This is a genomic window from Catellatospora sichuanensis (genome assembly GCF_007483665.1).
GTDB lineage: Bacteria > Actinomycetota > Actinomycetes > Mycobacteriales > Micromonosporaceae > Catellatospora > Catellatospora sichuanensis.
This window is the reverse complement of record NZ_VIQO01000023.1, coordinates 189136-213321: the sequence shown is the minus strand read 5'-3', so window position 1 is coordinate 213321 and position 24186 is coordinate 189136. Positions and strand designations below refer to the sequence as shown.

General features: G+C 71.3%; 26 protein-coding genes. 19 read left to right on the top strand and 7 right to left on the bottom strand.

What is annotated here, in order from left to right; all coding sequences use genetic code 11:
- Positions 1-133: 133 nt before the first annotated feature.
- Both FLL47_RS29125 and FLL47_RS29120 read right to left on the bottom strand, forming a co-directional pair.
- Positions 134-553, bottom strand: a complete 420-nt coding sequence (locus FLL47_RS29125) for a hypothetical protein (RefSeq protein WP_144124463.1) — start codon at positions 551-553, stop codon at positions 134-136.
- Positions 554-782: 229 nt separating this feature from the next.
- Positions 783-1325 (bottom strand): dihydrofolate reductase family protein, encoded by a 543-nt coding sequence (locus tag FLL47_RS29120; protein WP_144124460.1) that lies wholly within the window; start codon positions 1323-1325, stop codon positions 783-785.
- Positions 1326-1586: 261 nt separating this feature from the next.
- Here FLL47_RS29120 and FLL47_RS29115 point away from each other — a divergent pair, with 261 nt between their 5' ends.
- Positions 1587-2015 (top strand): STAS domain-containing protein, encoded by a 429-nt coding sequence (locus FLL47_RS29115; protein ID WP_222106253.1) that lies wholly within the window; start codon positions 1587-1589, stop codon positions 2013-2015.
- Here FLL47_RS29115 and FLL47_RS29110 read toward each other — a convergent pair.
- Positions 1902-2876: a sigma-70 family RNA polymerase sigma factor gene (locus FLL47_RS29110; RefSeq protein WP_144124758.1), complete on the bottom strand. Its 975-nt coding sequence runs from the start codon at positions 2874-2876 to the stop codon at positions 1902-1904. The genes FLL47_RS29115 and FLL47_RS29110 overlap by 114 nt on opposite strands.
- 345 nt (positions 2877-3221) lie before the next feature.
- Between FLL47_RS29110 and FLL47_RS29105 the strand changes: the two genes are divergently transcribed.
- The 17 genes from FLL47_RS29105 to FLL47_RS29030 all read left to right on the top strand — a co-directional run bounded on the left by FLL47_RS29105 (position 3222) and on the right by FLL47_RS29030 (position 18816).
- Positions 3222-5540 carry a CBM96 family carbohydrate-binding protein gene (locus FLL47_RS29105; RefSeq protein WP_186315970.1) on the top strand — a complete coding sequence of 773 codons (2319 nt, stop codon included), beginning with the start codon at positions 3222-3224 and terminating at the stop codon, positions 5538-5540.
- Positions 5541-5649: 109 nt separating this feature from the next.
- Positions 5650-6366 (top strand): GNAT family N-acetyltransferase, encoded by a 717-nt coding sequence (locus tag FLL47_RS29100; protein ID WP_144124455.1) that lies wholly within the window; start codon positions 5650-5652, stop codon positions 6364-6366.
- A gap of 87 nt (positions 6367-6453) precedes the next feature.
- Positions 6454-6987 (top strand): GNAT family N-acetyltransferase, encoded by a 534-nt coding sequence (locus FLL47_RS29095; protein ID WP_144124452.1) that lies wholly within the window; start codon positions 6454-6456, stop codon positions 6985-6987.
- A 10-nt stretch (positions 6988-6997) separates the two neighbouring features.
- Positions 6998-7447 carry a GNAT family N-acetyltransferase gene (locus FLL47_RS29090; RefSeq protein WP_144124419.1) on the top strand — a complete coding sequence of 150 codons (450 nt, stop codon included), beginning with the start codon at positions 6998-7000 and terminating at the stop codon, positions 7445-7447.
- 24 nt (positions 7448-7471) lie between these two features.
- Positions 7472-8287 carry an AAC(3) family N-acetyltransferase gene (locus FLL47_RS29085; protein WP_144124416.1) on the top strand — a complete coding sequence of 272 codons (816 nt, stop codon included), beginning with the start codon at positions 7472-7474 and terminating at the stop codon, positions 8285-8287.
- 143 nt (positions 8288-8430) lie between these two features.
- Complete coding sequence (locus tag FLL47_RS29080) at positions 8431-10269, top strand: ABC transporter ATP-binding protein (RefSeq protein ID WP_144124755.1); 1839 nt, start codon at positions 8431-8433, stop codon at positions 10267-10269.
- A gap of 20 nt (positions 10270-10289) precedes the next feature.
- Positions 10290-11279 (top strand): serine/threonine-protein kinase, encoded by a 990-nt coding sequence (locus tag FLL47_RS29075; protein WP_144124413.1) that lies wholly within the window; start codon positions 10290-10292, stop codon positions 11277-11279.
- A gap of 49 nt (positions 11280-11328) precedes the next feature.
- Entirely contained in the window at positions 11329-11712 is a 384-nt protein-coding gene (locus FLL47_RS29070) for a VOC family protein (RefSeq protein ID WP_144124409.1), read from the top strand.
- Positions 11713-11808: 96 nt separating this feature from the next.
- Positions 11809-13461: a hypothetical protein gene (locus FLL47_RS29065; protein WP_144124406.1), complete on the top strand. Its 1653-nt coding sequence runs from the start codon at positions 11809-11811 to the stop codon at positions 13459-13461.
- 284 nt (positions 13462-13745) lie between these two features.
- A complete protein-coding gene (locus FLL47_RS29060) occupies positions 13746-14144 on the top strand; it encodes a group I truncated hemoglobin (RefSeq protein ID WP_144124404.1) in 399 nt (132 codons plus the stop codon).
- Between the two features lie 2 nt (positions 14145-14146).
- Complete coding sequence (locus tag FLL47_RS29055) at positions 14147-15307, top strand: globin domain-containing protein (protein WP_144124401.1); 1161 nt, start codon at positions 14147-14149, stop codon at positions 15305-15307.
- A gap of 13 nt (positions 15308-15320) precedes the next feature.
- A complete protein-coding gene (locus FLL47_RS29050; RefSeq protein ID WP_144124398.1) occupies positions 15321-15944 on the top strand; it encodes a DivIVA domain-containing protein in 624 nt (207 codons plus the stop codon).
- An 80-nt stretch (positions 15945-16024) separates the two neighbouring features.
- The gene (locus FLL47_RS29045; protein WP_144124394.1) at positions 16025-16423 is read left to right on the top strand and encodes a helix-turn-helix domain-containing protein; all 399 of its coding nucleotides are present in this window, start codon (positions 16025-16027) and stop codon (positions 16421-16423) included.
- Positions 16424-16508: 85 nt separating this feature from the next.
- Complete coding sequence (locus FLL47_RS43165) at positions 16509-16853, top strand: hypothetical protein (RefSeq protein WP_186315969.1); 345 nt, start codon at positions 16509-16511, stop codon at positions 16851-16853.
- A complete protein-coding gene (locus FLL47_RS29040; RefSeq protein ID WP_186315968.1) occupies positions 16850-17800 on the top strand; it encodes a serine hydrolase domain-containing protein in 951 nt (316 codons plus the stop codon). Before FLL47_RS43165 ends, FLL47_RS29040 begins: the two co-directional genes overlap by 4 nt.
- A 43-nt stretch (positions 17801-17843) precedes the next feature.
- Complete coding sequence (locus tag FLL47_RS29035) at positions 17844-18224, top strand: ArsR/SmtB family transcription factor (RefSeq protein ID WP_144124387.1); 381 nt, start codon at positions 17844-17846, stop codon at positions 18222-18224.
- Positions 18199-18816 (top strand): SRPBCC domain-containing protein, encoded by a 618-nt coding sequence (locus FLL47_RS29030; RefSeq protein WP_144124383.1) that lies wholly within the window; start codon positions 18199-18201, stop codon positions 18814-18816. The genes FLL47_RS29035 and FLL47_RS29030 overlap by 26 nt, the downstream gene beginning before the upstream one ends.
- A 218-nt stretch (positions 18817-19034) precedes the next feature.
- On the opposite strand, the gene FLL47_RS29025 is transcribed toward FLL47_RS29030, so the two are convergent.
- Together FLL47_RS29025 and FLL47_RS29020 are read right to left on the bottom strand one after the other, a co-directional pair.
- Positions 19035-20150, bottom strand: a complete 1116-nt coding sequence (locus FLL47_RS29025) for a serine hydrolase domain-containing protein (protein WP_222106252.1) — start codon at positions 20148-20150, stop codon at positions 19035-19037.
- 258 nt (positions 20151-20408) lie between these two features.
- Entirely contained in the window at positions 20409-20876 is a 468-nt protein-coding gene (locus FLL47_RS29020; protein WP_186315967.1) for a GNAT family N-acetyltransferase, read from the bottom strand.
- A 154-nt stretch (positions 20877-21030) separates the two neighbouring features.
- On the opposite strand from FLL47_RS29020, the gene FLL47_RS29015 reads away from it, so the two are divergent.
- Positions 21031-21873 carry an alpha/beta fold hydrolase gene (locus tag FLL47_RS29015; protein ID WP_144124380.1) on the top strand — a complete coding sequence of 281 codons (843 nt, stop codon included), beginning with the start codon at positions 21031-21033 and terminating at the stop codon, positions 21871-21873.
- Between the two features lie 59 nt (positions 21874-21932).
- Here the strand turns inward: FLL47_RS29015 and FLL47_RS29010 are convergent, their stop codons facing one another.
- Together FLL47_RS29010 and FLL47_RS29005 are read right to left on the bottom strand one after the other, a co-directional pair.
- On the bottom strand, positions 21933-23396 hold the full coding sequence (locus tag FLL47_RS29010) for a multicopper oxidase family protein (protein WP_246158799.1): 1464 nt from the start codon (positions 23394-23396) through the stop codon (positions 21933-21935).
- 121 nt (positions 23397-23517) lie between these two features.
- The gene (locus tag FLL47_RS29005; protein WP_222106265.1) at positions 23518-24186 is read right to left on the bottom strand and encodes a response regulator transcription factor; all 669 of its coding nucleotides are present in this window, start codon (positions 24184-24186) and stop codon (positions 23518-23520) included.

Sequence of the window (24186 nt, the reverse complement as noted above, 5' to 3'; positions counted from 1 at the left end):
CGAGTTGGAAGCTCCTGAATTGACAGGAGCTGTCAGGCATGGCGGCCGCCATCTCGATCCTAAGGCGATCGACCCCACGGTGAGGCGGAAATGACCTGGCCAGGCGGCGGGGCCGTCAGCGGTGCCTGCTGTCTCAGCGCCGGTGGCCGAGGCGCTTGCGCAGCGGGCGCGGCGTCGGGTCAGCGACGTCGGACGTGTCCTGTGTGGGTTCGTGCGCATGGCCCTCCGGCAGGGGGCGCGGACGCCACAGCACGAAGAAGTCGATGAACGTGGCCTCGTCCAAACCTTCGGTCGCGTCGGTGCGGAGGCGGCCGGAGCGTTCGTTGTACCGGACCGGGCGGGCAGAGTTGCCGTACAGGTAGGCGAACAACATCAGCAGCGCCTGCGTCGCGAAGGCGATGCCGGCAGTCAGGGTGTAGGTGCGCCGGTCGTGGGTGACCAATTCGCGGACGAAGACGAAGCCCGGAATCAGGGAGAGCCGTCCGAGATAAAGGCCCGCCACATAGGCGGGCTTGGCGCGCATGGCGGCGATTTCGTCCTTGCTGATCAACATGGCCGACACCCTAAAGGGCCGCATCCACTCGCACCGCACCGGGAAGTGGTGCGCTCGGCACGGCCTTGCATCCCGGCGGCCACCTCGGGACCGGCAGCCGACAGTGGCGCGGGCGGCCGGCGCAGGCCCGTGCCTGCCGAGCGAGAAGGGGTTCGGCCGGGCCGTTGCGGACGGCGCGGAAATTCCGCGTCATCCGCAACGGCCCGGCGACGCCGTACGGCTCAGCTCTTCACGCCGCCGGGGCCGGGGCGGGGGCGTAGACGAGGTTCAGCACGCCGGTCTTGAACGTCTCGGACGACACCAGGGTCAGCGGGATCGTCTCGCCGTCGTCGAACAGGCGCTGGCCGTGGCCCACCACGATCGGGTGGATCAGCAGGTGCAGCTCGTCGAGCAGACCGGCCCGCAGCAGCGAGCGCACCAGCACCACGCTGCCGGTGATGCCGAGGTTCTTGCCGGGCTCGGCCTTGAGGGCGCGCAGCTCGTCGAGGTCGCGCACGACGGTGGTGTTCTCCCAGGCCGGGTCCTGCAGGGTGCTGGACACGACGACCTTGCGCTTGCCGTTCATGACGGCCGCGAACTCGTCCTCGCTCTTGGGCCAGTAGTCGGCGAAGCCGTCATACGTGGTGCGGCCCAGCAGCATCACGTCCGAGCCCTCCATCAGCGCGCCGACGGCCGCGCCCATGGCATCGTCGAAGTAGGGGAAGTGCCACGTCTCGGGCGCCTCGACGACGCCGTCCAGCGACACGAACAGCCCAGCGACGATCTTCCTCATGATGACCTCCGGTCGGTGTCAGCGCCGCGCCCGAGTGGCTCGGCTGCTGTCTCACCCACTCAGACGAACGAGCGTCGCGAAACTCATCGCCCCCGGGAAGAAAATTTTGTCGGCTCGCCCGAACGTGTGCTGACCTGCATGGACATGGTCGACGTGCGGCGACCGATGAATCCGTATGCCCCCGACCGTCCTATCTGACGAGGCGTCCCGTGCCCGGCTTCCGTCCGGCGGCGGACGGGCGCGCCGTAGAGGAGGCGAGCGGTGCGCGAGCGCGGGCGGGAGTCGTACGCGGTGCTGGTCCTCGGCCCTTCATTGGGGGCGGGGGACCTGGCGCCGCTGTGCGCCCAAGTCGATGACGCCTGCCGCGGCATGCCGGCGGGCGGTGACCTGGTGGTGCTCTGCGACGTCGGCGCCCTGGCCCGGCCGGATCTCGCCGGGCTGGACGTGCTGGCCCGGTTGCGGCTGCACACGACCCGGGCCGGGGGCTCGTTGCGGTTGTGGCGGGCAGGCCCGCACCTGCGGCTGCTGTTGGAGCTGACCGGCCTGCGATCGGTGCTGCCGTCGCATCCGGGCAGCTCAGCCGACGAGCTCGGGCTCCTGGCCCCGTACGAGCACGGGAGGCAGGCCGAACAGCGGGAACAGTTGCTGGGTGTCGAGGAAGTTGTTGACCCCGGCGATCCGCCCGGCTGAGATCTCCAGGACGATGAGCGCCCACGGCTCGTGGCGGTCCGGGTCGTCGGTGGGACGGTACTGCCCGAAGGCGGGCAGGCCGTTGGCGGCGACGGGCACCAGTCGGGAGCCTTTGCAGCCGATGCCGATGCCGAGCATCCAGGTGCGGATGTCGTCGACACCGCGGAACCACAGGTCCAGCGGCGGCATGGACAGTGTCGCGTCCTCGTGCAGCAGCGTCGCGAGGGCGTCCAGGTCGTAGCGCTCGAACGCTTCGACATACCGGGCGAGCAGGGCGGCCTGGTCGGCGTCGGTAGGGGCCAGCACGTCGGCGTCGGTGGCACTGGCGGCGCTCAGGCTGGCGCGGGCCCGCTGCAGCGCGCTGTTGACCGAGGCCACGGTCAGGCCGAGCAGTTCGGCGGTCTCGGCGGCGCTCCACGCGAGCACCTCGCGCAGGATCAGCACCGCGCGTTGCTTGGGTGCCAGGTGCTGCAGTGCCGCGACGAAGGCGAGCCGGACCGACTCGCGGGCCACGGTGAGGTCCGCCGGGTCGGCGGTGTCGGGCAGCAGCCGGTCGTCGGGTGCGGGGCCGACCCAGACCGACTCGGCCAGCGGCACGGGTGCGCTGGTGACCCGCTCGGGTGCACCGGCCGAGGCCAGGTCCATGGGTCGGGCCCGGCGCTGCGCGCTGCCGAGCATGTCCAGGCAGACGTTGGTGGCGATGCGGTAGAGCCAGGAGCGGACGGCCGAGCGGCCTTCGAACTGGTCGTAGCCCTTCCAGGCGCGGATCAGGGTCTCCTGCACCGCGTCCTCGGCCTCGAACGCCGAGCCCAGCATGCGGTAGCAGTACGCGGTCAGTTCCCGCCGGTGCGCCTCGAGCATCTCCTCCACGTTCGCGAACCTACACCCGACGCCTGACAACAGCCGTCACCGCGACGGCGTACCAGTGCGGTCCTGGTCTCCGGGCTGAAGAGTGGCGCCTGCTTCGGATCGCGGCAGGTCTGGGGCAGGTGGTCAGCAGAGAGTGTCGTCGCAACGTTCGGTTATCGGTCAATTACTCTGCGTGCGGGCTTGCCGATCGTGAGCGGGCCGAACCACACCTGTCCATGCGCGTGGACGCGGCATGGGCTGAACGGAGCCTGCATGTCAATTGCGAAACCCGGAGTCACGTCGCGGGTGCATCGCGCAGGAGAACCACCCACGGTCGCGTTTCGGCGCAGGCTGCCCGTGGGCGTCTCGCTGGCGGTCCTGGCGGCGGCGCTGGCGGCCGTGCCAGGCAGTCCGGCGTGGGCGGCCACGTACGACACCGTCCTGGTCAGCCGCGCGAGCGGCGCCACCGGCGCGGCCGGAAACGGCGACTCCGCGAAGCCGTCGGTGTCCACCGACGGGCGCTACGTGGCCTTCGCCTCCGACGCCGACAACCTCAGCGACACCGACGACAACGCCCACACCAACATCTTCGTACGCGATCTGACGGCCGGCACGACGACCTACGTCAGCCGCGCCGGCGGGGCGAACGGAGCCGCCGCCAACGGCCCGTCCGCGGACCCGTCGATCTCCGCCGACGGGCGCTACGTCGCGTTCAGCTCGACCGCCGCGAACCTGAGCACGCAGGACGAGGACACCTGCATGTCACTGTTCTGGGGGCTGCCGGAGCCGTGTTCGAACATCTTCGTCCGCGACCTCGTGGCCGGCACGACGACGTTCGTCAGCAGGGCGGACGGCCCGCAGGGCGCCGCCTCCGACGGCAGTTCGTACACCCCGACCGTGTCCGCGGACGGGACCAAAGTGGCCTTCACCTCGGGCGGGGCGAACCTCAGCGCCGATGACGAGGACGAGTGCTACGTCGACGGCGGCGGCCCGCACCCGTGCACCGACTTCTTCGTGCGCGACCTCCAGGCCGGCACCACCGTGTACATCGGCAACGCGCCCATCTACCGGATCGATCCCTGCGGTCCGGAGATCTCCGACGACGGGCGCAAGGTCGCCTTCGAGACCGAGGGGATCTCGCTTGAGGACAACAACGGTTACCTCGACGTCGTCGTGGCCGACCTGCAGACCGGCACGGCGAGTTACGTGAGCAAGGCCGACGGCGTCAACGGCCAGCTGGCCTTCGGCGGGCCCTCGTCCTGCCCGTCGATCTCCGCCGACGGCCGTCACATCGCGTTCACCTCGGACGCGTACAACCTCAGCGCCGACGACGTCGACTCGTTCGACACTCCGAGCGTGTACGTGCGCGACACGCAGGAAGGCCGGACGTTCCTCGTCAGCAGGGCGAGCGGGGCCGCCGGAGGCGTGGCGACGCTGCCGTCGTTCGACCCGTCGATCTCCGCGGACGGGCGGTACGTCGCCTTCACCTCGCGGGCGATGAACCTCAGCGCCGACGACCTCGACACCTGCTACGACCCGGCCCAGGGCAGCAACCGCCCGTGCCCCGACGTGTTCGTCCGCGACCTTCAGTCCGCCGCCACCACGTTCGTGAGCAGGGCGACCGGGGTCGCCGGGGCAGGCGGGAACGAACGGTCCACGAGCCCGTCGATCTCCGGCGACGGCAGGCTGGTCGCCTTCGAGTCCCCGGCGCGCAACCTCAGCGCCGAGGACTCCGATCCCCACCGCGACGTGTTCGTCCGCGACTGGGGCGCGGGGCTGCCCCCGCCGCCGTCCATCGACCTGTCGGTGACGGTGACCTCCTCGGCCGCCTCGGTGCCGGTCGGCTCCAACGTCACGTTCACGGTGTCGGTCACCAACGCCGGACCGGCCGCGGCGACCGGCGTGGCCGTCACCGACCAGCTGCCGTCCGGCGTGACCTTCGTATCCGGCACCACCGTGCATGGGACGTACACGGCGGCCAACGGCGTGTGGTCCGTGGGCGGCCTGGCCGCCAGTGAGACGGCGAGCCTTCAGCTCGTCGGCAGGGTCACGACGGCCGGGCAGAAGGTGAACACCGCGCAGGTCTCCGCAGCGGCCCAGTCCGACACGGACTCGACTCCGGCCAACAGCGTGCCCTCCGAGGACGACCAGGCCTCGGTGACCGTCAACGGCACGGCCGTCTGCCCGGGCACGGCGACCAGGACCGCCGACTACGACTCGTGGATCACGACGAGCTGGTCCACGACGAACTACGGCAAGGACGCGATCCTCAAGGTCCGCAGCAAGGCCAACGCCGACGCGCGTACGCTGGTCCACTTCGCGCTGCCCACCCTGCCCGCCGGCTGCAAGGTCACCAGCGCGAAACTGCGCATGTACGTGTCCTCGGCCGTCGGCAGCCGCACCCTGCGGGCCGTCCGGGTCGCCGCGCCCTGGACCGAGACCGGTGTCACCTGGCGCAACCAGCCTGCGACGACCGGCAACCCGGCCACCGTGCCCGCGGTCAACGGCTGGGCGGAGTGGACCGTCACCGAGCAGGTCACCGGCCTGTACACCGGCGGCAACCACGGCCTGCTCATCCGCGACGCCACCGAAGGCGCCGTCGGCTACGAGCAGCGCCTGCACAGCCGGGAGAACACCAACAAGCCCACCCTGACCGTCACCTTCGGCGCGGCCTAGCCCGCAACCCGTGAACCGCCTGCCCGCTGACCGACCGGCGGGCAGGCGGTTCTTCGGGTCTGCGGGGCGGTTGCGGGTGGGGGCGGGGCGGGGGACGTATCTTCGGGCGATGGACAGCCGCGAGATCTGCACTGACCGACGTCTCACCGACTTCCTGGTCGAGTACCTGGGGCGATGGACCGAGGCGGAGGGCCTGACCGTGGTCGGCAGCCTGGCGCGGACGCGGCCGGGGTGGGACGGCAGGGTCCGCGACGTCGTCGGGGTGTCTACGCCGCACGGCGGGGTGCTGTCCGTCGCCCCGGATGCCGTCGAGGCGGTCCGCGACGCGGTGCGGACCTGGGACGACGTGCCCGACCGGCTGCCCGCGGCGCTGGGCAGGCCCGACGCGACCGCGTACCGCGGGGTGTTCCGGTGGACGGACGCGCCCGCGGAGCTGCCGGACGCCGGTGAGTGGGTGCCGGCGCTGGATGCGCGGGTGCCGATGTGGCTGCACCCGTTCGGCGGGCAGGTGCTGATCAGCTTCGACGACGCGGGCCGGTACGCGGCGGGCGTGGGCATCAAGCGGCACAACGGCGCGGGCATGGAGATCTCCGTCGGCACGGAAGAGGCGCACCGGGGCCGCGGCCTGGCCACGGCACTGGTCGCGCAGGCGGCGCGCTGGATCCTCGCGCAGGGCGCCGTGCCGATCTACCTGCACGACCCGGCCAACACGGCGTCGGATCGCACCGCGCGCAGCGCCGGTTTCCCGGACCTCGGCTGGCACATCGTCGGCGTCGGCGGCCGCCCGCTGGGCGACCCCCGCTCGGAGCAGTCCACACCCGACTAGTGCCGCCCGGCACACGGTTCAGGGGGAGTTCCCCGAGGCCGGAGGGCGCGTGGAATCATTCGAGCCCCGACCCGCAGGAGCAGACCCATGACATATGTCGTACGCAGGACCGAGCCGGGGGAATGGCGCCGGCTGCGCGCCCTGCGCCTGGAGGCGCTGCGGGATTCACCGACCGCCTTCGGCACCACGCACGCCGACGCAGCCGCACTCGCCGACGAGGTCTGGCGGCAGCAGGCGGAACAGAACGCGACCTCACCGACTTCGGCGATGTTCATCGCCGCCACCCAGGACGGCCGCTGGGTGGGGATGGCCGGCTCCGCACCGGTGGATGAGGTCCCCGGCACCGCCTGCATTCACGGCGTCTACGTGGCGCCGGCACACCGCGGCGGGTCGGCCGGACTCGCGAGCCGACTGATGGACGCCGCGATCAGGTGGACCCGCGACAACACCGACGCGTCCTGGCTCACCCTGGGTGTACACGAGGACAACCAGCGCGCGCAGGCCTTCTACCGGCGAATCGGGTTCGCCGAAACCGGCAAGGTCGTGCCCTACCGCCTCGACCCGGCGAAGAAGCTCTACATCATGGGCTACCAAGACTTCCGCCTGACCGTGGCCCGCTAGTCTGGTGATCATGGCGGACTGGGTTGCCCGGCCGGCGTCGACGGCGGACGTCGAGGCGGTGGCGGAGTTGCGGGCCGTGGTGCTGCGGGCGGACCTGGAGCGCCTCGGGCGCTACGACGAGCACCGGGTGCGGCAGCGGCTGCGGGACAAGTTCGCGCCGGAGCACACCTGGATGATCGAGGTCGGTGGCGTCTTCGCGGGCTGTGTGACGCTGCGCCCGGCCGAGGACGCGCACTGGCTGGAGAACTTCCTGCTGACCCCGCACCTGCACGGCGGCGGCATCGGCACGGCCGTGCTGGCCGGGCTGCTGGAGCGTTGCGACCGCGCCGGCATCCCGGTCCGGCTGCAGGTGCTGCAGGGCAGCCCGGCGCGCCGGCTGTACGAGCGGCACGGCTTCACCGTCGAGTCGGAGGACCCGGTGGACGTGTTCATGGTCCGCGAACCGGCCGTACATCGCTGATCATCGCGCGACTACGATGCGCCGATGGAGCAGACCATGCCGTACACCACGGCCACCCTCGCCGCCGACCTGGACAAGCTGGGCCTGTCACGTGGTGACGTGGTGCTGCTGCACACGTCCATGAAGAGCGTGGGTTTCACGGCGGGGGGCACGCACGCCGTCGTGCAGGCGTTCCTGGACGTGCTCGGGCCCGAGGGCACCCTGGTCGTGCCGACCCACACGCCCGACAACACCGATCCGGCCGTTTGGCAGCACCCGCCGGTGCCCGAGGCGTGGTGGCCGGTGATCCGCGAGCAGACCCCGGGCTTCGATCCGGCGCGCACCCCCAGCCGCTGGATGGGTGTGCTCGCCGAGTCGGTGCGCACCTGGCCGGGCGCGGTGCGCAGTGACCACCCGCAGGTGTCCTTCGCGGCCCTCGGCGCGCACGCGGCGGCCGTCGTTGCCGAGCACCCGCTCGACGACGCGCTGGGCGAGCGGTCGCCGCTGGGTGAGGTCAACCGGCTCGACGGCAAGGTGCTGCTGCTGGGCTGCGGGCACGACTCGAACACGTCGCTGCACCTGGCCGAATGGCGACAGCAGGAGCCGCCGCGCATCGGCACCGGCTCGTCGGTGCGGCGACCGGACGGCACCAGCCACTGGGTGACCTGGACCGACGTGGACCCGGACGAGAGCGACTTCGCGCGGCTCGGCGCGGACTTCGAGGCCACCGGCGCGGTGTGCCTCGGCCGGGTCGGCTCGGCCGTGGCGCGGCTGATGCGCCAGCGCACCCTTGTCGACTTCGCGACCGAGTGGATGGCCACGCTGCGCGTCGGCGCGAACGAATCGGCTGCTCATTCCTGATTGGGCATAACCTTCTCTCAGGCCGTCGACGGGGTCGCGGCTCAGGGGAGGGGATGCCCGTGTCCGCGTCGTCCGATGCCGCCACCGTGACCGCCGCCGAAACGACACCCGCGACCGGCTCCGTGCTGCCGCAGATGCGGGTGATGTGGTGGGAGCAAGGGGTGCGGGCCCGCGCCGACGCCGGACTGCGCACCCTCGCGCAGGCGCTGCCGCGGGTGGTCGGCACCGCGCTGCGCATCGCCTGGCGCGCCGACCGGGCCCGCACCGCGATCGTGCTGTCCTGCACGGTGCTGGCCGGGGTGATGTCGACGGCGGGTCTGCTGGCCACGCAGCAGGTCCTCGTCGGGCTGTTCTCCGCCGAGCCGACGCCCGACCGGGTGGCTGCGGCACTGCCCGCCCTGATCGTGCTGGCGGGGGCCGCGGCGCTGCGTGCGGGCATGGGCATCGCCACCGGGTACGCCCTCAACGGGCTGACGCCGCGGGTGGACCGGGCGGTGCAGCGGCAGCTGTTCGAGGCGACGACGGCGGTGCGGCTGGACGCGTTCGACGAGGACGCGTTCGCCGACGACATGGAACGTGCCGCGCGCGGCATGGAGTCGGTGATCGGCCTGGTCAACGCGATGATGGCGCTGGCCGCGGGCACGATCGGGGTGCTCGCGGTGGCGGTGGCGCTGGTCGTGGTGCATCCGCTGCTGCTGTGCGCGATGCTGCTGGCGACGCTGCCCAACGCGTGGGCCGCGCTGCGTGCCGGGCACCTGGAATACCAGACGTATCTGGCCGGGTCGGTGCGCCGGCGGCGGATGTGGATCCTCAACCGGCTGATGGCCGACCGGATGACCGCCGCCGAGCTGCGCGCGTACGGGCTGCGCGGCTTCCTGCTCGGCCAGTACGACACGGTCATGGAGATCGAGACCCGCATCCAGCTGGACCTGGCCCGCCGGGTCACCACGACCAACGCGCTGGGCGCGATGGCGGGTGGTGTCGCCACGGGCGCGGTGTACGGGCTGCTCGGCTGGCTGCTGCTGGACGGCGCGATCCCGCTGTCGGCCGCGGCCACCGCGGTGATCGCGCTGCAGGCGGCCCGCCATTCGCTGAACACCGTCACCTACCAGGTCGACGCGCTTTACATGGAAGGGCGGCACTTCGACGACTACACCGAGTTCATGGAGCGGGCGAAGTCGCACGTGCCCGCCGCGGACGGCGACCGGCCCGCGGAACCGCTGGACACGCTGCGGGTCGACGCAGTGAGCCTGAGCTATCCCGACCGTGACGCTCCTGCGGTCGACGGGGTGTCGCTGGCCGTGCACGCCGGGCAGACGGTGGCGTTCGTGGGGGAGAACGGCTCGGGCAAGACCACCCTGGCCGCGGTGATCGCCGCGCTGCGGGCGCCGTCGACAGGCACGGTGTCCTGGAACGGCGTGCCGCTGGCGGAGCTGGACGCCGACCAGCTGCGCGCCCGGATCGCGGTGGTGTCGCAGGACTACTGGAAGTGGCCGTTCACCGCGGACGTGAACATCCGCCTGGGCGAGGCGGGTGCGCCGGTGGAGCGCGAGCGCATCGAGGCGGCGGCGCGCCGCGCGGTGGCCCACGACATGATCATGCAGTTGCCCTTCGGGTACGACACGCTGCTGGACCGCACCTTCGCCGACGGGCAGGACCTGTCGGGCGGGCAGTGGCAGCGCATCACCGCGGCGCGCGGCTTTCTGCGCGACGCGGACCTGCTCATCATGGATGAGCCGTCGTCGGCGCTGGACCCGCGTGCCGAGGACGCCCTGTTCCAGGCGATCCGGGACCGGCAGGGCCGGCGGACCACCATCCTGATCACGCACCGGCTGGCCAACGTGCGCCACGCCGACGTCATCTACGTGCTGCACGAGGGCAGGCTGGTGCAGTCGGGCCGCCATGAGGAGCTGATGGCGGCCGGCGGCCGGTACGCGGAACTGTTCACGCTGCAGGCCCACGGTTACCTGGATGCCGGCTGATCTGCTCATATCATGGCAAGGTGGGCGAAGTGCCGGAGGAGACCGTGCGTGAGCTGTACACGGTCCTGCCCGAGGAGTTCACGGCCGCCCGCGACGCCCTGGCGGACGCGGCCAAGGCGGCCGGTCACGGCGCCCGGGCCACGGCGATCAAACGGCTGCGCCGGCCCACCGTCGCCGCCTGGCTGGTGAACCTGCTGGCTCACCGCGCACCCGACCGCATCGCCGAGCTGACCGCACTGGCCGACGAGCTGCGCGACGCCCAGCGGCAGCTGCGCGGTGCGGACCTGCGCACGCTGACCGTGCGGCGCCGCGAGCTGCTGTCGGCGCTGGCCGGGCAGGCCGCGGACCTGGCAATGCATGCCCAGCCCAGGCTGACCCCCGCGAAGCTGCCGATGACCGAGGTCGAGCAGACCCTCGCCGCCGCGCTCGCCGACGACGAAGTCGCCGGTCAGGTCCGCGCGGGCACGGTCGTCAAGGCCGTGTCCTACACCGGTTTCGGCGCGGCGTCGCCGCCCGGCGACGAACCCGATGACAATGAACCCTCGGGTGGCGGCGGCGACCAGGTCAGCGGTGCCGCCGAAGGTACGGGCCGGATCAGCGTCAGGGGCGGGAAGTCGGCACCGCGCAGGTCGGCGCGACCGAAGCAGGGGCAGGACGAGCGATCGGCGTCCCCGGACGCCGAGGCCGCGAGGGCCGCCCGCGAGGCAGCGCCGGTCGTCGAGCCGCGGGTGCCGGTCGGACTGCGGCGGGAGCTGGACTCGGCACGTGATGCCGAGCAGCGGGCGCGGGGCGAGGTGGAAACGGCGCGGGCGGCCGAGGTGTCGGCCGTGGACGAGCTGGCGCAGATCAGGGACGCGCTGGCGGCGCTGGAGGAGCGGCGTGGCCGGGCGCAGCAGGAGGCGAACGGTCGGCGGGCGGCCCGTACCGCGGCGGAACGGGCGCTGGCCGCGGCCGTGCGCCGCACCGCGAAGGCGCAGGCGGCGATCGATGCCCGCGGCGCCACGGCATGACAGGGGCCCCGGCCGGGGCCGGACCGACACACAGCAGGAGGAGCAGACCATGTTCGGCAGGACGCGAGCGTTCTCGGGGTTCTCGGTCGACGACACCGAGCAGGCCAGGCGGTTCTACGGCGAGACGCTGGGCCTGGAGGTCACCGACCTCGGCAACGGCCTGCTGCGGCTGGAGCTGGCCGGGGGCGGCCAGGTGCTGATCTACCCGAAGCCGGATCATGAGCCTGCGGCGTACACGATCCTGAACTTTCCGGTGACGCATCTCGAGGCCGCGATGGGGGAGCTGCGGGAACGCGGCGTCGAGTTCGAGCAGTACGACACCGACGATCTGAAGACCGACACCGCCGGGGTATCCGACGACGACCAGGGCCCGCGGATCGCCTGGTTCAAGGATCCGGCGGGAAACATCCTGTCGGTGCTCGAGGAGGACTGACCGCCCCGTACCCCTGGCGTGGCCGCCTGTCGGGCCACTACGGTGACGGCCCAGGAAGTGTCCGCCGGCTGCGGGCGCCGGACGGGGGAGAAGCGCATGGCCTGGGCGGGACGCGGCGTTGCCCGGCGTTCGATCGTGGGCGGGCTCGTCCTCGCGCTGCTGCTGCCGCTGGCCGCGTGCACCGGGGGCGACCCGCGCCGTGACGACGGTCAGGCCGCGTTGTCGCCCGAGGAGACCGCTGCCGCGCTGGCCTCGACGGATCCGGTGCAGCGCCGCCGCGGAGCCTGGTCGGTGCTGGCCAACCTGGGCGTGGCGGTCTACACCCCGGCGGGTGAGCAGGTGCTGGCCGGGGTGCGCCCCGGTGTGGACGGGGTGCACGTGCTGCAGGCGCAGGTGGACACCCTGGCCGAGATGGCGGGCACGGCGCGGGAGCCGATGCTGGCCTTCGCCCGGCGGCTGTCGGAGCTGGGCGTGCGGCGCGAGCCGGCAGTGCTGCTGGAGCTGTACCGGACGGCGTACTGGCAGGGGCGTGGCAGCTGGCTGGTGCGGCTGCTGCAGGCCCGCAAGGTGGACTTCTCCGGTGACGGCGCGCTGGGGCCGTCGGTCGACGCGCTGTCGGAGTGGCTGATCCTGCTGGACGGGTTCGTGTCCCCGGAGGCGGCGGCCCGGGTGCCCGAGCGCGCGCCGATGGGCTCGGGGCAGCGCTCCGCGCCCGAGGCGGCGGGCTGGGGGCTGGTGTACGCCGCGGGCGGCCGGGAGCTGTCGTTGGGTGAGGCGCCCGCGATGGCGTACGTGCACGCGATGTTGCGCTGGCAGGACGTGCGGATCCGGATGTCGCCGCAGGCGGCGCGCCTGGCGCAGGGTCCGGGCGGGTCCGGCGAGACGCTGGACGTGGTGGCGACCGTGGACACGGCGCAGGCCGCGGCAGGGTTCGGGCCGGAGCCGCTGCTGGTGGCGAACGCGGCGCCCGGCGCGGTGGACCTGGCCTGGCTGCCGCCCGCGCAGTTGGGCGGGCATGTGGAAATGGGCGCGGGCGGGTTGGCGCCGCAGCGTGCCGTCACCGACGCGGCAGGCCGGGCGACGGTGCGGTTGCGGGCCGTGGCGGATCCGGGCGCACCGGGTGATCCCGCGCGTGCCGTGACCGGGCTGCTGCAGGCTGCGCCGATGGACAATCCGCGGCTGTTCCAGGCGGTCTTCCCCGGTGCGCCCGCGGGCCTGGCCGGGTTCCTGGCGCCGATGCCGCGACCCGCGGGGCAGCTGCCGGTGACCGTCACCTGGCACGGCAAGGAGGACTGCGCGACGTTCACCGACGGCGAGTGGACCGGCACGGCGACGGTGTCGGGCGTGGTCCGGGTGTCCGGCGCGGCGTTGCGGCCCGCCGGTGGTGAGGTCACCTTCCGCCTGGTCGTGGCGGGCGGCAACGTCGTCGGCGGCGAGGTTGGCCAGCTGGCCGCGCTGTCCGGCAAGGCCGGCGGCAAGCCGGTCACGGCCACTCTCGACGGTGCGGGCCGACCGGGGGGCGCAGCCGGTGCGGCGACCTTCGCGTACACCGGCAGCACGCTGGAGTGGGGCGTCGGCGACCAGCCGGTCACGACGGCGCAGCTGTCGGTCGACGGGCGGCTCACGCCGCGGGCCGGTGACTGCTCGGCGCTGACCGGTGACCTGACGCTGTCGGTGCGCGGCGTGCATGCCGCCGACGGGATCTCGGGCACCCTCACCGCGCAGTTCACGGCGACCAGCGCCGGTTGAGCCAGGCCGCGGCCGAAGCAGCGGTGACCTGCACCGTACTATGTGGACAGTTATCGAACATGTGTTCTAAAACACACACCGTATATTAACCGACTACTGGTTGACACCAAAGTGATACATCTATATATCCTGCTAGTGCGCGGATAACCAGTGGTTTGATTGGCGGCCCTCGGGCAAACCGCTGGTTTTGCCGGTGTGCTCCACCACGTCCGAACCGGGTGCGGGCCCGGACCGGGCGAATGCCGGCTCCGCGCAGCTCACCACTGCGATGACGGAGGCGGAACATGTCAGACAGTCCAGGAGCGACCACCACGGCCACCAGCGCATACGAGCTCATCGGCGGCGCGCCGTCGGTGCGCGAGGCGGTGGACCGGCTCTACACCTACCTGCTCGCCGATGAGCAGCTCGCCGACTACTTCGACGGGATCGACCTGCCCAGGCTCAAGAGTCACATGGTCATGCTGCTCACCCACGTGCTCGGCGGCCCCACCGGATACCCGGTGGAGAACCTCGGCCCCGCGCACGCCCGGCTGAACATCAGCGCGGCGCACTACGACCGTGTCGCGCAGTACGCCGCCGGAGTGCTGTTCGAACTGCATGTCCCGATGGACGTCATCCTCCAGGTGGGACAGGTGCTGGCCAGCGTGCAGCCCCTGATCGTGGCCGAGCGGGCGGCGGCCTGAGGATGGACGCCGCACGCCTGCAGCGCACCTTCGCCGTCGTGTCCGCACACGGCGACCGAGCCGCCCAGCACTTCTACGCCTTCCTCTTCGTGGCGTATCCGGAGCTGCGCGACCTGTTCCCGGTGTCCATGGCCGGCCAGCGGGACCGGCTGCTGCAGGCGTTGGGGCACGTCGTGTCGCACGTCGACCGCCTCGACCAGGCCATGCCGTACCTGGAAGGGCTGGGCCGCGACCACCGCAAATTCTCGGTGGTCGGGGCGCACTACGCACAGGTCGGGCAGGCGCTGCTCGCCACCCTGGAGCACTTCCTGGGCGAGGAGTGGACCGACGACCTGGCCGCACAGTGGTCGGCGGCGTACGACCTGGTGTCGAGCACCATGCTGCGGGCGGCCGAGCACGCCGCCCGCAGTCAGCCCGCCTGGTGGACCGCCGACGTACTGGAACACGAGCGCCGCGGCCCCGACCTCGCCGTGTTCACGGTCCGCCCGACCATGCCGCTGACCTACCGGCCCGGACAGTCGGTGACCCTGGAATGCGGGCTGCGGCCCCGGGTCTGGCGCTTCCTGTCACCGGCGAACACCCCGCGCGCCGACGGCACCATCGAGTTCCACGTCCGCGCCCAGCCCGGCGGCGAGCTCAGCCCGGCCCTGGTCCACCAGCTGCGCGAAGGCGACCAGGTGCGGCTGGGCGCACCCGTGGGCCGTCGGCTCACCCTGACCCCGGGCGGCGGCCGCGACCTGCTGCTGATCGCCGCGGGCACCGGCCTGGCCCCGATGCGGGCACTGGTCGAGCAGGTCGAGGTCGAGACCGCCGCCGGCGTGCCGACCCGGTCCGTGCAGCTGTTCGCGGGCGCCCGCGGCGTCGGCGACCTCTACGACCTGCCGACACTGCGCGGCCTGGAGGCCGCCCACCGCTGGCTGAGCGTGCTGCCGGTGACGCCGGAGGAGCGCGTCGGCGACGACGTGCTCGGCGCGGCCCTGCGCACCACCCGCCTGGCCGAACGCGAGGTGTACGTGTGCGGCCCACCTGCCCTGGCCGGGTACGCGGGCGACGCCCTCGCCGCCGCGGGCGTGCCTGCCGCACAGATCCATCTGGAAGACCACGAAGCCGGGCGGTACACGCCGTCCCCGGCACCCGGCCCGATGACAGCCGCAGCCCGATGACACTGGGGGAGAAGTGACCACAGTCAGCGCGTACGAGCAACCGGACCTGCGCAAGCGGGTGCCGCACACGCCGGAGTCGATCGTCCGCCACCACCTGCCCGACGCGAGCGGCCGGCGGCGCGGCTACGACAAGGAAGCGGTGGACCGGCTGCGGCGCACGCTCGCCGAGGACGTCGACGCGCTCAACGCCTACATCGCGGCCCAGCAGGCAGAGCTGGACCGGGTCAAGCGGCTCGGCGACCGGTTGCAGCCCGTCGACCCGGCGGTGCGGGCCCGGCAGGTGGCCGCGGAGGCGGTCACCCTCGCCGTCCGCGCCCAGGCCCAGGCCGACACCGTGATCGCCGCCGCGCAACAGCAGAGCCGGCTGATCGTGGAGAGCGCAGAGAAGCAGGCCGCACACATCCTGGAGGCCGCCCGCCGTGACGCCGACCGGGCCGCGGCCAGCTACCGCGCGTCCGCCGGGGGCGCATACAGCCCCGACCGCGAGCGCCAGGCCCGTGAGGTGGCCATGCTGGCGACCTGCCTGCGCTCGCTGGAGGCGGCGCGGTCGAACCTGCCCGCCATCGAGGCGCAGTTCGACGCGGTGATCATGGCGTTCGCCCACCAGCTGCAGCACCTGACCCCGCCGCCCGACTGAGCCAGGCGGACCGCAGATGGTGCCGTGTCCTAAATGGAGTGAACATGCCCGGCCCGGCCTGCCCGTCAGATGATGTCCAGATGCGTGCGCGACCCGTACTGCCGCTGTTCGCGCTGCGGTACAACCGGCTGCTGGAGGCGATCCAGCCCGGCGGCGTGCGCCAGACCGACGAGATGGTGGCCCGCGCCGTGGACGTGTCCGCGCAGTACATCGGCATGCTGCGCACCGGCAAGCGCACCAATCCCGGCCACGAGCTGGTCGGGCGTATCGCCGCGCACTTCGGCGTGGACGTGGCCTACTTCCTCGACCCCGAACGGGCTGCCGCCGTGGACCGGGAACTGGAGCTGCTCGGCGCACTGCGCGACACGAAGCTGCGCCGGCTGCTGCACCGGATGACCGGACTTTCCCCGGCCAGCCTGGATCTCGCGGCCGAGGTCGTGGAGCGGCTGCGCCTGATGGAAGGCCTTTACGACGAGTAGTAAACGAACGGTAACCTCCCGGTGGAACACTTCGGCTCGCGGCGGGCCACCGGAGCCGGCGCGACGGCAGTGATGAGGCGGTCACGTGGCAGATCACCCGGCGCCACGGCTCTCCACGCCGGTGGGGCTGACGGCCAACCTGATGATCGGCGTACTCGTGCACGTGCTCGCCGCGTTCGTCTACGGTTTGCTCTCACTGCTGCGGTTGGAGGGCTGCGACAGGGCGGACGGGCTGGCCGCGGGCTGGGCGCTGGCCGTCCTGCTGGATCTGCTGCTAGGCGGCGTACTGCTGGCGGGCGCGCTGCGCCGCACCGACGGCAACCGGTGGGTGGTGCTGGCCGGCTGGGCGCTGAGCCTGGTGCCGTTCGCGGTGCTGGCCCGAATGGCGATGACCTACATCGCGAGCCTGCCCAGCGGTTGCGGCTGGTGACAGCGCACGAGGTCCGGCGGCTGGCCCGCGCGGCCGGCTATGCGGCGTCCGAGCCGCTGGTGGTGGGGATCTCGCGCCGGGCGGTGCCGCCGGTGTTCGTGTGCGCGGGCCACACCCCGACGGGGCAGCCGTTCGACGAGGACACGTCCGCCTATGCGGCCTCGCTGTCCAAGCAGGTCACCGCGGCGCTGGTGGCGCTGGTCATGCGCCAGGGCGGCCTGGCCGTGGACGAGCCGCTGTCGCGGCGGCTGCCCGAGCTGCCCGCCTGGGCGGCGTCGGTGCGCCTGCGCCACCTGCTGCACCACGTCGGCGGCCTACCCGACGACGACCTGGTCGACCGCGCCCTGACCGGTGACCGGACCGGGGCCGGAGTGCTGGCCGCACTGTGTGCGCTGCCCGCGCCCGCACACCCGCCCGGCACCGTGTACGCCTACTCCAACACCGGATACGTCTGCCTCGCCGAGGCTGTGCGCCGGGCCGCCGGGGCCGAGCTGCCCGTGCTCGCCGAGCAGCTGCTGTTCAAGCCGCTGGGCTTGGCGGCCACCCGGTTCTGGGACGGTCCCGAGCCCGCCCCGCCGGGTGCCGCGGCGCTGTCGCCGATGCATCCCGCGCCGCTGTCGCTGGGCGACGGCGGGGTCTGGAGCACCGCCGGTGACCTGCTGCGCTGGGCCGACGCGCACAATGACGGACGGCTCGGAGTCAGCGGTCTGCTCCAGGCACCGGGGCGGCTCGACGACGGCACGACCTTGGACTACGCGTGGGGCGTGGGCGTGCGCCGCCGCCACGGGCTGGCCGTGTACCGCCACGGCGGGGCCTGGCCGGGCCTGCGCACCCTGCTGGCCCGGGTGCCCGACCGGGGGATCGGCGTGGTCGTCACGGCCCTCGGCGACGACACCGAGCGCACCGCGATGCTGACCGACGGCCTGCTCGACCTGCTGCTGACCTAATACCAGGTTTGACTTATATAAGCAGCAGCTGTAATTTCGGTCCGTGCACGCCTTCGACGTTCTCGGGGACCCGGTCCGGCGCCGGATCCTTGAACTGCTGGCCGACGGCGAGCGGGCCTCCGGCGCGCTCACCGAGGTCGTCCAGGCAGAGTTCGGCATCTCGCAGCCGGCGGTGTCGCAGCACCTGAAAGTGCTGCGCGACAACGGCTTCGCGACCGTGCGCGCCGAAGGCACCCGCCGGCTGTACGCGGTTGACACCACCCCGTTGCGGGAAGTGGACAACTGGCTGGACCACTTCCGCGGGTTCTGGAACCAGCGCCTGGACGCGCTGGAGACCGAGCTCGCCCGGGGCCGCCGGGAACGCCGCCTGCATGAACGACAGGACAAGGAGAATCCCGATGAAGGACATCACCGAGCAGCTTGAGGCGATCCGGCGCGAGGTCGCCCGGCGCGGCGGCGACCTGGGCGAAACCGTCGCCGTGCTGGTCAAGCGCACCTACCAGGCCGACGTCGACGACGTCTGGGACGCGATCACCAGCAAGGAGCGGCTGCCCCGCTGGTTCGCGCCGGTCAGCGGCGACTTCCGTGAGGGCGGCAGCTTCCAGGTGGAGAACATGGCCTCCGGCGACATCCTGCAGTGCCGACCGCCGAAGTTGCTGCGCATGACGTACGGCGGCCCGACCAGCATCGTCGAGGTGCGGCTGGCCTCGGCCGGTGCGGACGCCACCGACCTCGAGGTCGAGCACGTCGTCCCCATCGAGATGGCAGGCAGCGGTGCGGGCGCACTCTACGTCGGCCCCGGCTGGGACCAGGGCCTGCTCATGCTGGCCCGCTACCTCGGCGGCGAGCCGAGCGACGACCCGCTGGCCGACCAGAATTCCCTGGCCGGCCAGGAGTTCTCCCGCCGCTCCATCCAGGCGTGGGCCGACGCGATCCGCGCCTCCGGCACCGCCACCGAGGACGAGATCACCGCCTCCGTCACCGCCGCCGCCACCCACTTCGCCCCCGACCTCTGACCGCCGCTCGTTGTCCGCGGGGTTCGAGTCCCTGACGGCGCCCGAGTGCTTCAGGGTGCGAACCGCTTCGGCCAGTTGCCTTGCTGAGTCGGCTCGTGACGTCCGGCGGGTGGGCCGCCGAACGACCGCCGCAGAGAGCCGCTCACCACTGGACCGCGCATAGTGAAAAGACCCTCTCGCTCGTGGCCTGAGCGAGAGGGTCCCGTCGGAGTTGCGCGCTACTCGGTGGGTGGCTTGGGCCAGGGGTGGCGCGGACTGATGATCTTCACGATCCCTTCCATCAACGCCCAGCTCCCCAGAACGTCGACATTCGAGTTGAGCATCACGACCATGGTGGTCTGCTCGGCGGGCAGGTAGTACGGATACGTCAGGTAGCCGGCGATGTTGCCGTTGTGGCCGAGCCAGCCGTTCTGGTTCTCGATCGCCAGGCCGTACTGAGCGCCCTGTCCCTCCTCGGGTGCGGGCAGGAACTGATTGCGCTGCTGGAGGATCTCGGGTGTGAGCAGCTTGCCTGCGGCCAGGTCCTGGGTCCAGACACGGACGTCGTCGAGCGTCGACACCATCTGACCGGCCGCCCAGCCCCATGAGGGGTTCCAGTTCGTGGCGTTCACGGTCGCACCGTCGGCGGCTTTCGCGTAGCCCTGGGAATGGGGTGACGGGAAGTCGGAGCTGGGCGGGAAGACGGTGCTCCCAAGCCGTTCCGGTTTCAGGATGTGCTGGTCGATGAAGGCTTCGATCGACTGGCCGGAGACCTTCTCCACGACGAGCCCCAACAGCACGGTGTTGGTGTTGGAGTAGTCGAACTTCGTGCCCGGCTCGAAGAGCAGCGGACGGCTGAAGCTGATGGCGAGGAGCTCCTGCGGCGTCCACTGGCGATCGGGCTCGCTCGACAGGCTGGCGGTGGTCACGTCCGCGTAGTTGAAGAGCCCGCTGCGCATCGCGGCCAACTGGCGCAATGTGATCACATTGCCGCTCGGGACACCGGGTACGTACCGGTCGATCGGGTCGTCGAGTCCGAGCTTTCCCTGCTGCGCCAGCAGCAGCAGGGCAGTCACGGTGAACGTCTTGGTGAGGCTGCCGATACGCATGTGGAGATCTGTCGTCATGGGCTGTTCGGTGCTCGTGTCCTGGACACCGAACGCCTGCACGTATGGGGCCTTGCCCTCCTGCCAGACACCGACGATCGCCCCCGGAACCGAGGCCTGCCGCATCAGCTCGGGAACCGCGGCGGTGAGCTGGGCATCCCGATCAGTCGAACGCCGGCCGTCCCGGTCGGCCGGCGGCCGGGTCGACTGACCACATCCCACCAGGGTTGTCACCACGATTGCGGCCACCCCGACCACGCTCTTCCGCCACATCGAGAACCTCCTCCGGGGCCGCGTTCCGATCGGCGCCGCCGTGCACGCTTCGGCCCGAGCAGTCTTGGATCTCATCAAATCATCACAAATGGTTCTTCGTCGCCAGGTCACAGACTTCCGCTGCTGATCACGAGGAGGTTGTGGCGTGACACGCAGGAGCGACCTGCACGCGGAGCGGTGTTGCCGGGCCGTCATCGGGCCGTCCCAGGGGCTCCGGGCCGCCGCGCCGGGCCTTCAACCGATGACCGCGTCCTCCCCGAGCCTGAGCACTACGAACTCGAGATCGCCATGGCGGTCGGTGCCCACCGGCCGGAAGCCACAGCGCTCGAGGAGTCGCACCGAGGCGATGTTGCCCACGAACGATTCGGCGTAGAGGGGTCGGACCTGCTCGCGCTGCAGGAACTGTCGCAGCGCCGCGGTCCCGACACCGCGGCCCCAGAACCGCTGGCCGAACCAGTAGCCGACGGAGCGCCTGTCGTCCTGCCACCACGCGACGATGTTGCCGGCGACCTCTCCGTCGACTGTGACGGTCTGGACGTGCCCGGTGGGGTTGCCGAGCACCTTCGTCCGCCAGTGCGTCAGGAAGCGGTCCCGATCGCGGGCGGGAAACTGCGCCCGCCGTACCGCCTCCTCCTCAAGCTGCTGCTCGTAGAACACCTCGAGGTCGGCATCGTCGGCATCGCGCAACCGCACATCGGTCATGCCGGCTCCTCCGCGGGAAAGGGTGCGTCGTCGGTCATGAGCGACAGTGTGCCCAGACCCACCGACAGCGCCCGGCGATCTGGATGAGCGCAAAAGTTCGCGCAAGATCGTTGCGGGGCCTCCGCGACTCGGCTGATCGTGGCACCATGCCGCAATGCCGACCTTCAGCTCGTACGACGGAACCACGCTCGCGTACCACGCCGAGGGCTCCGGACCCGTGCTCGTCTGTCAGCCCGGTGGCCCCGGTCGCGCCAGCGCCTACCTCGGTGACCTCGGCGGCCTGACCAGCGCGTACACGGTGATCAGGCTGGACAGCCGCGGCACCGGCGACTCCGAGGCGCCGTCGGACCCGGCCACCTACCGGATGGACGCGCTGGTCCACGACCTGGAGGCGCTGCGCGCGCAGCTCGGACTGGAGACGATGACGCTGCTCGGCCACTCGGCCGGTGCCAACGTGGTCACGCTCTATGCCGCCGCCCATCCGGCCCGGGTCGAGCGCCTGATCCTGCTCACCGGCCTCGTCCGCGCCGCCGGGCTCACACCGATCGGGGCGGAGGAAGCCTTCCAGGCCCGCTCCGGCGAGCCGTGGTACGCCGACGCGGCCGCCGCCTGGGACGCGTGGGACGAGCTGCCCGACGACGCCGGCGAGACGGACGCCCACCCGTTCATGCTGGCCTCGTCGCCGTTCTTCTACGGCCGGTGGGACGCGGTGGCCGCCGCGCATGCCGCCGCCGGGCTGACCGAGTTCGCGCCCGCCGCCCGCGACGGGTTCTTCAAGGGATATTTTCCCGATCGGGACGCCCTCACGGCAAAACTGGCCGCGTTGACCGCGCCGGTGCTGGTGATCGCGGGCGAGCTCGACGCGTCCCCGACCCCGGCCGCCGCCGTCGAGGTAGCGAAGCTGTTCCCGTCGGCGACAGTGGTGACGATCGCGGGCGGCGGGCACTTCCCGTGGCTCGACGACCCGGCCGCACTGGCGGCGACGCTGGCACCGTAGGCCACAAAGGTTCCGGCACCGTTGACCACAACAGGTGCGGACGAAGCCTGAATCGCGTTTCAGCCGTGACCGTGCGTCGGGATCGTCCGCGATACGCTGCCCTCGGTGCCAGGCTCCACGACCACAAACTGCCCCATCATTCCCTCGTCCTCATGGCGCAGGATATGGCAGTGGAACATGTACGGCATCACGGGATCGGTGTGCCGCCCGAACTGCACGGCGAGGCGCGCCGTGGCCTTGGGCGGAATGTACACGGTGTCCTTGGGCCCATCGGCATACGCAGGCGGGGCCTTGCCGTCGATGGACAGCACCCGGAAGGCGGCTTCGTGAATGTGGAAGTTGTGAGCGTAGACGGTGTTCTCGATCTCCCAGATCTCCAGGGCTCCAGCGGGAATCACCTCGTCGATCCGGGACATGTCCATCTCCCGCTTGTTGACCGCGTCATGACCGTTGAGGGTGAAGCGTCGCACCCGGGCGCCTGGCGATGCCGCGATGGGCGCTGCGGCGGTCAGCTTCCCCGGCAGCGCCGGTGACGCCTTCAGCCGGCCCGCAGCACGGATCTTCAGCAGATTGAAGTCGCCTTCATCGATGTCATCGTCGCCGCTCGAACTTTGTAGCACCACTTCGTCGCCGGTGGCGAACTCGACAACCACATCGGCCCGTTCGGCAGGGCTCAGCAACACCCGGTCGGTCTGGACCGGTTTCCGCAGCATTCCGGAATCGGTGCCGATGACGTGGAACGGCCGCCCGTCGGAGAACCCGAGATGATAGGTGCGGGCGTTGGATGCGTTCAAAATGCGCAACCGGACACGGGACGTCGTGACCTCGAGGAACGGGTCGTAGGTGCCGTTGACGAGGATGTGGTTGCCCATGATGCCGAAGGTCGGCCGGGTGTCCTCCGACAGCGTGCCGTTCGCTTCGATGGTCTTGTCCTGCACGATGATGGGGAAGTCGTCCACACCGTAACTCGACGGCAGCGACAGGCCGTCGGCCTCCGCATCGTCGATGATGAACATGCCGGCGAGCCCGCGATAGACGTGCATGCTGGTCGCGCCGTGCGGATGCGGGTGGTACCACAACGTCGTCGCCGACTGCTCGATCTTCCACTCGGGAGTCCAGGTGGCCTTCGGCTCGATCGTCTGGTGCGGACCGCCGTCCATCACCGCGGGCAGCCGCATGCCATGCCAGTGCACCGTGGTGGATTCGGGAAGCTGGTTCGTCACCTTCATCGCCACCCGGTCACCCTTGCGGGCGCGCAACGTCGGTCCCAGGTAGGAACCGTTGAAACCCCAGGTGGCAGCAGGCTTTCCCGCGAAGAACTCGGTCATTCCGGTCTGCAGCGTCAGGGCGAACCGGCGGACTCCGTCACCGTCCGCCTCCGGCTCCAGCAACGGGGGCAGACGGAGTCGATTGGTGTAGGTCAACGGCGCCGCATTGCCCTCGGATGATCCGGCGCCGCCGCAACCCACCAGCCCGGACATGCCGGACAGTACGGTCAAGGCGAGGAAGCTTCGACGTTTCACGGACCAATGCTGTCAACGGGAGGTGGCACTCGCGTCGATCCAGGACCGTATCCACCGCAGCGCGAACGTAGTACCACGACGGTACGCCGTTCGCGGAGATTCTCGGCACCTCGCGATCTGATCAGAGCTGAGCCGAGGCGTCCAGCAGCCCGTACTGGTAGGCCCAGGCGACCAGTTGGGCACGGTCACGGGCGTCGAGCTTGCTCAGCGCTCTGCTGATGTGGGTCTTGGTGGTGGGCATGCTGATGAAGAGGCGCTCGCAGATCTCCTCGTTGCTCAACCCCAACGCCACCAGCGCGACCACCTCACGCTCCCGCACCGTGAGCCGGTCGAAGACACTGCCGGGGCGGGTCGCGCCGCCACGCCGCTGTACGCCGTACGCGATGAGTCTGCGGGTCAGCCCCGGCGAGAGCAGCTCCTCGCCGCCCGCCACCACCCGGATCCCGTGCAGCAGCTGGGCCGGATCGGTGGTCTTCAGCATGAACCCGCTCGCTCCTGCGGTCAGCCCGGCGATGGCATAGTCGTCCTGGTCGAACGTGGTCAGGATGAGGATGCGGACCGCAGCCAGGTCGGGATCGGCGGCGATCCGCCGGATCGCCTCCAACCCGTCGACGCCGGGCATCCTGATATCCATCAGCACCACGTCGGGGCGGGTGCGCCGGACCTCCTCGACCGCCTGCGCGCCGTCGCCGGCCTCGCCCACGACGATCATGTCCAGCTCGGTCTCGACGAGAACGCGGAATCCCGCCCGCACCAGTGCCTGATCATCCACAACCAGCACCCGAATCAG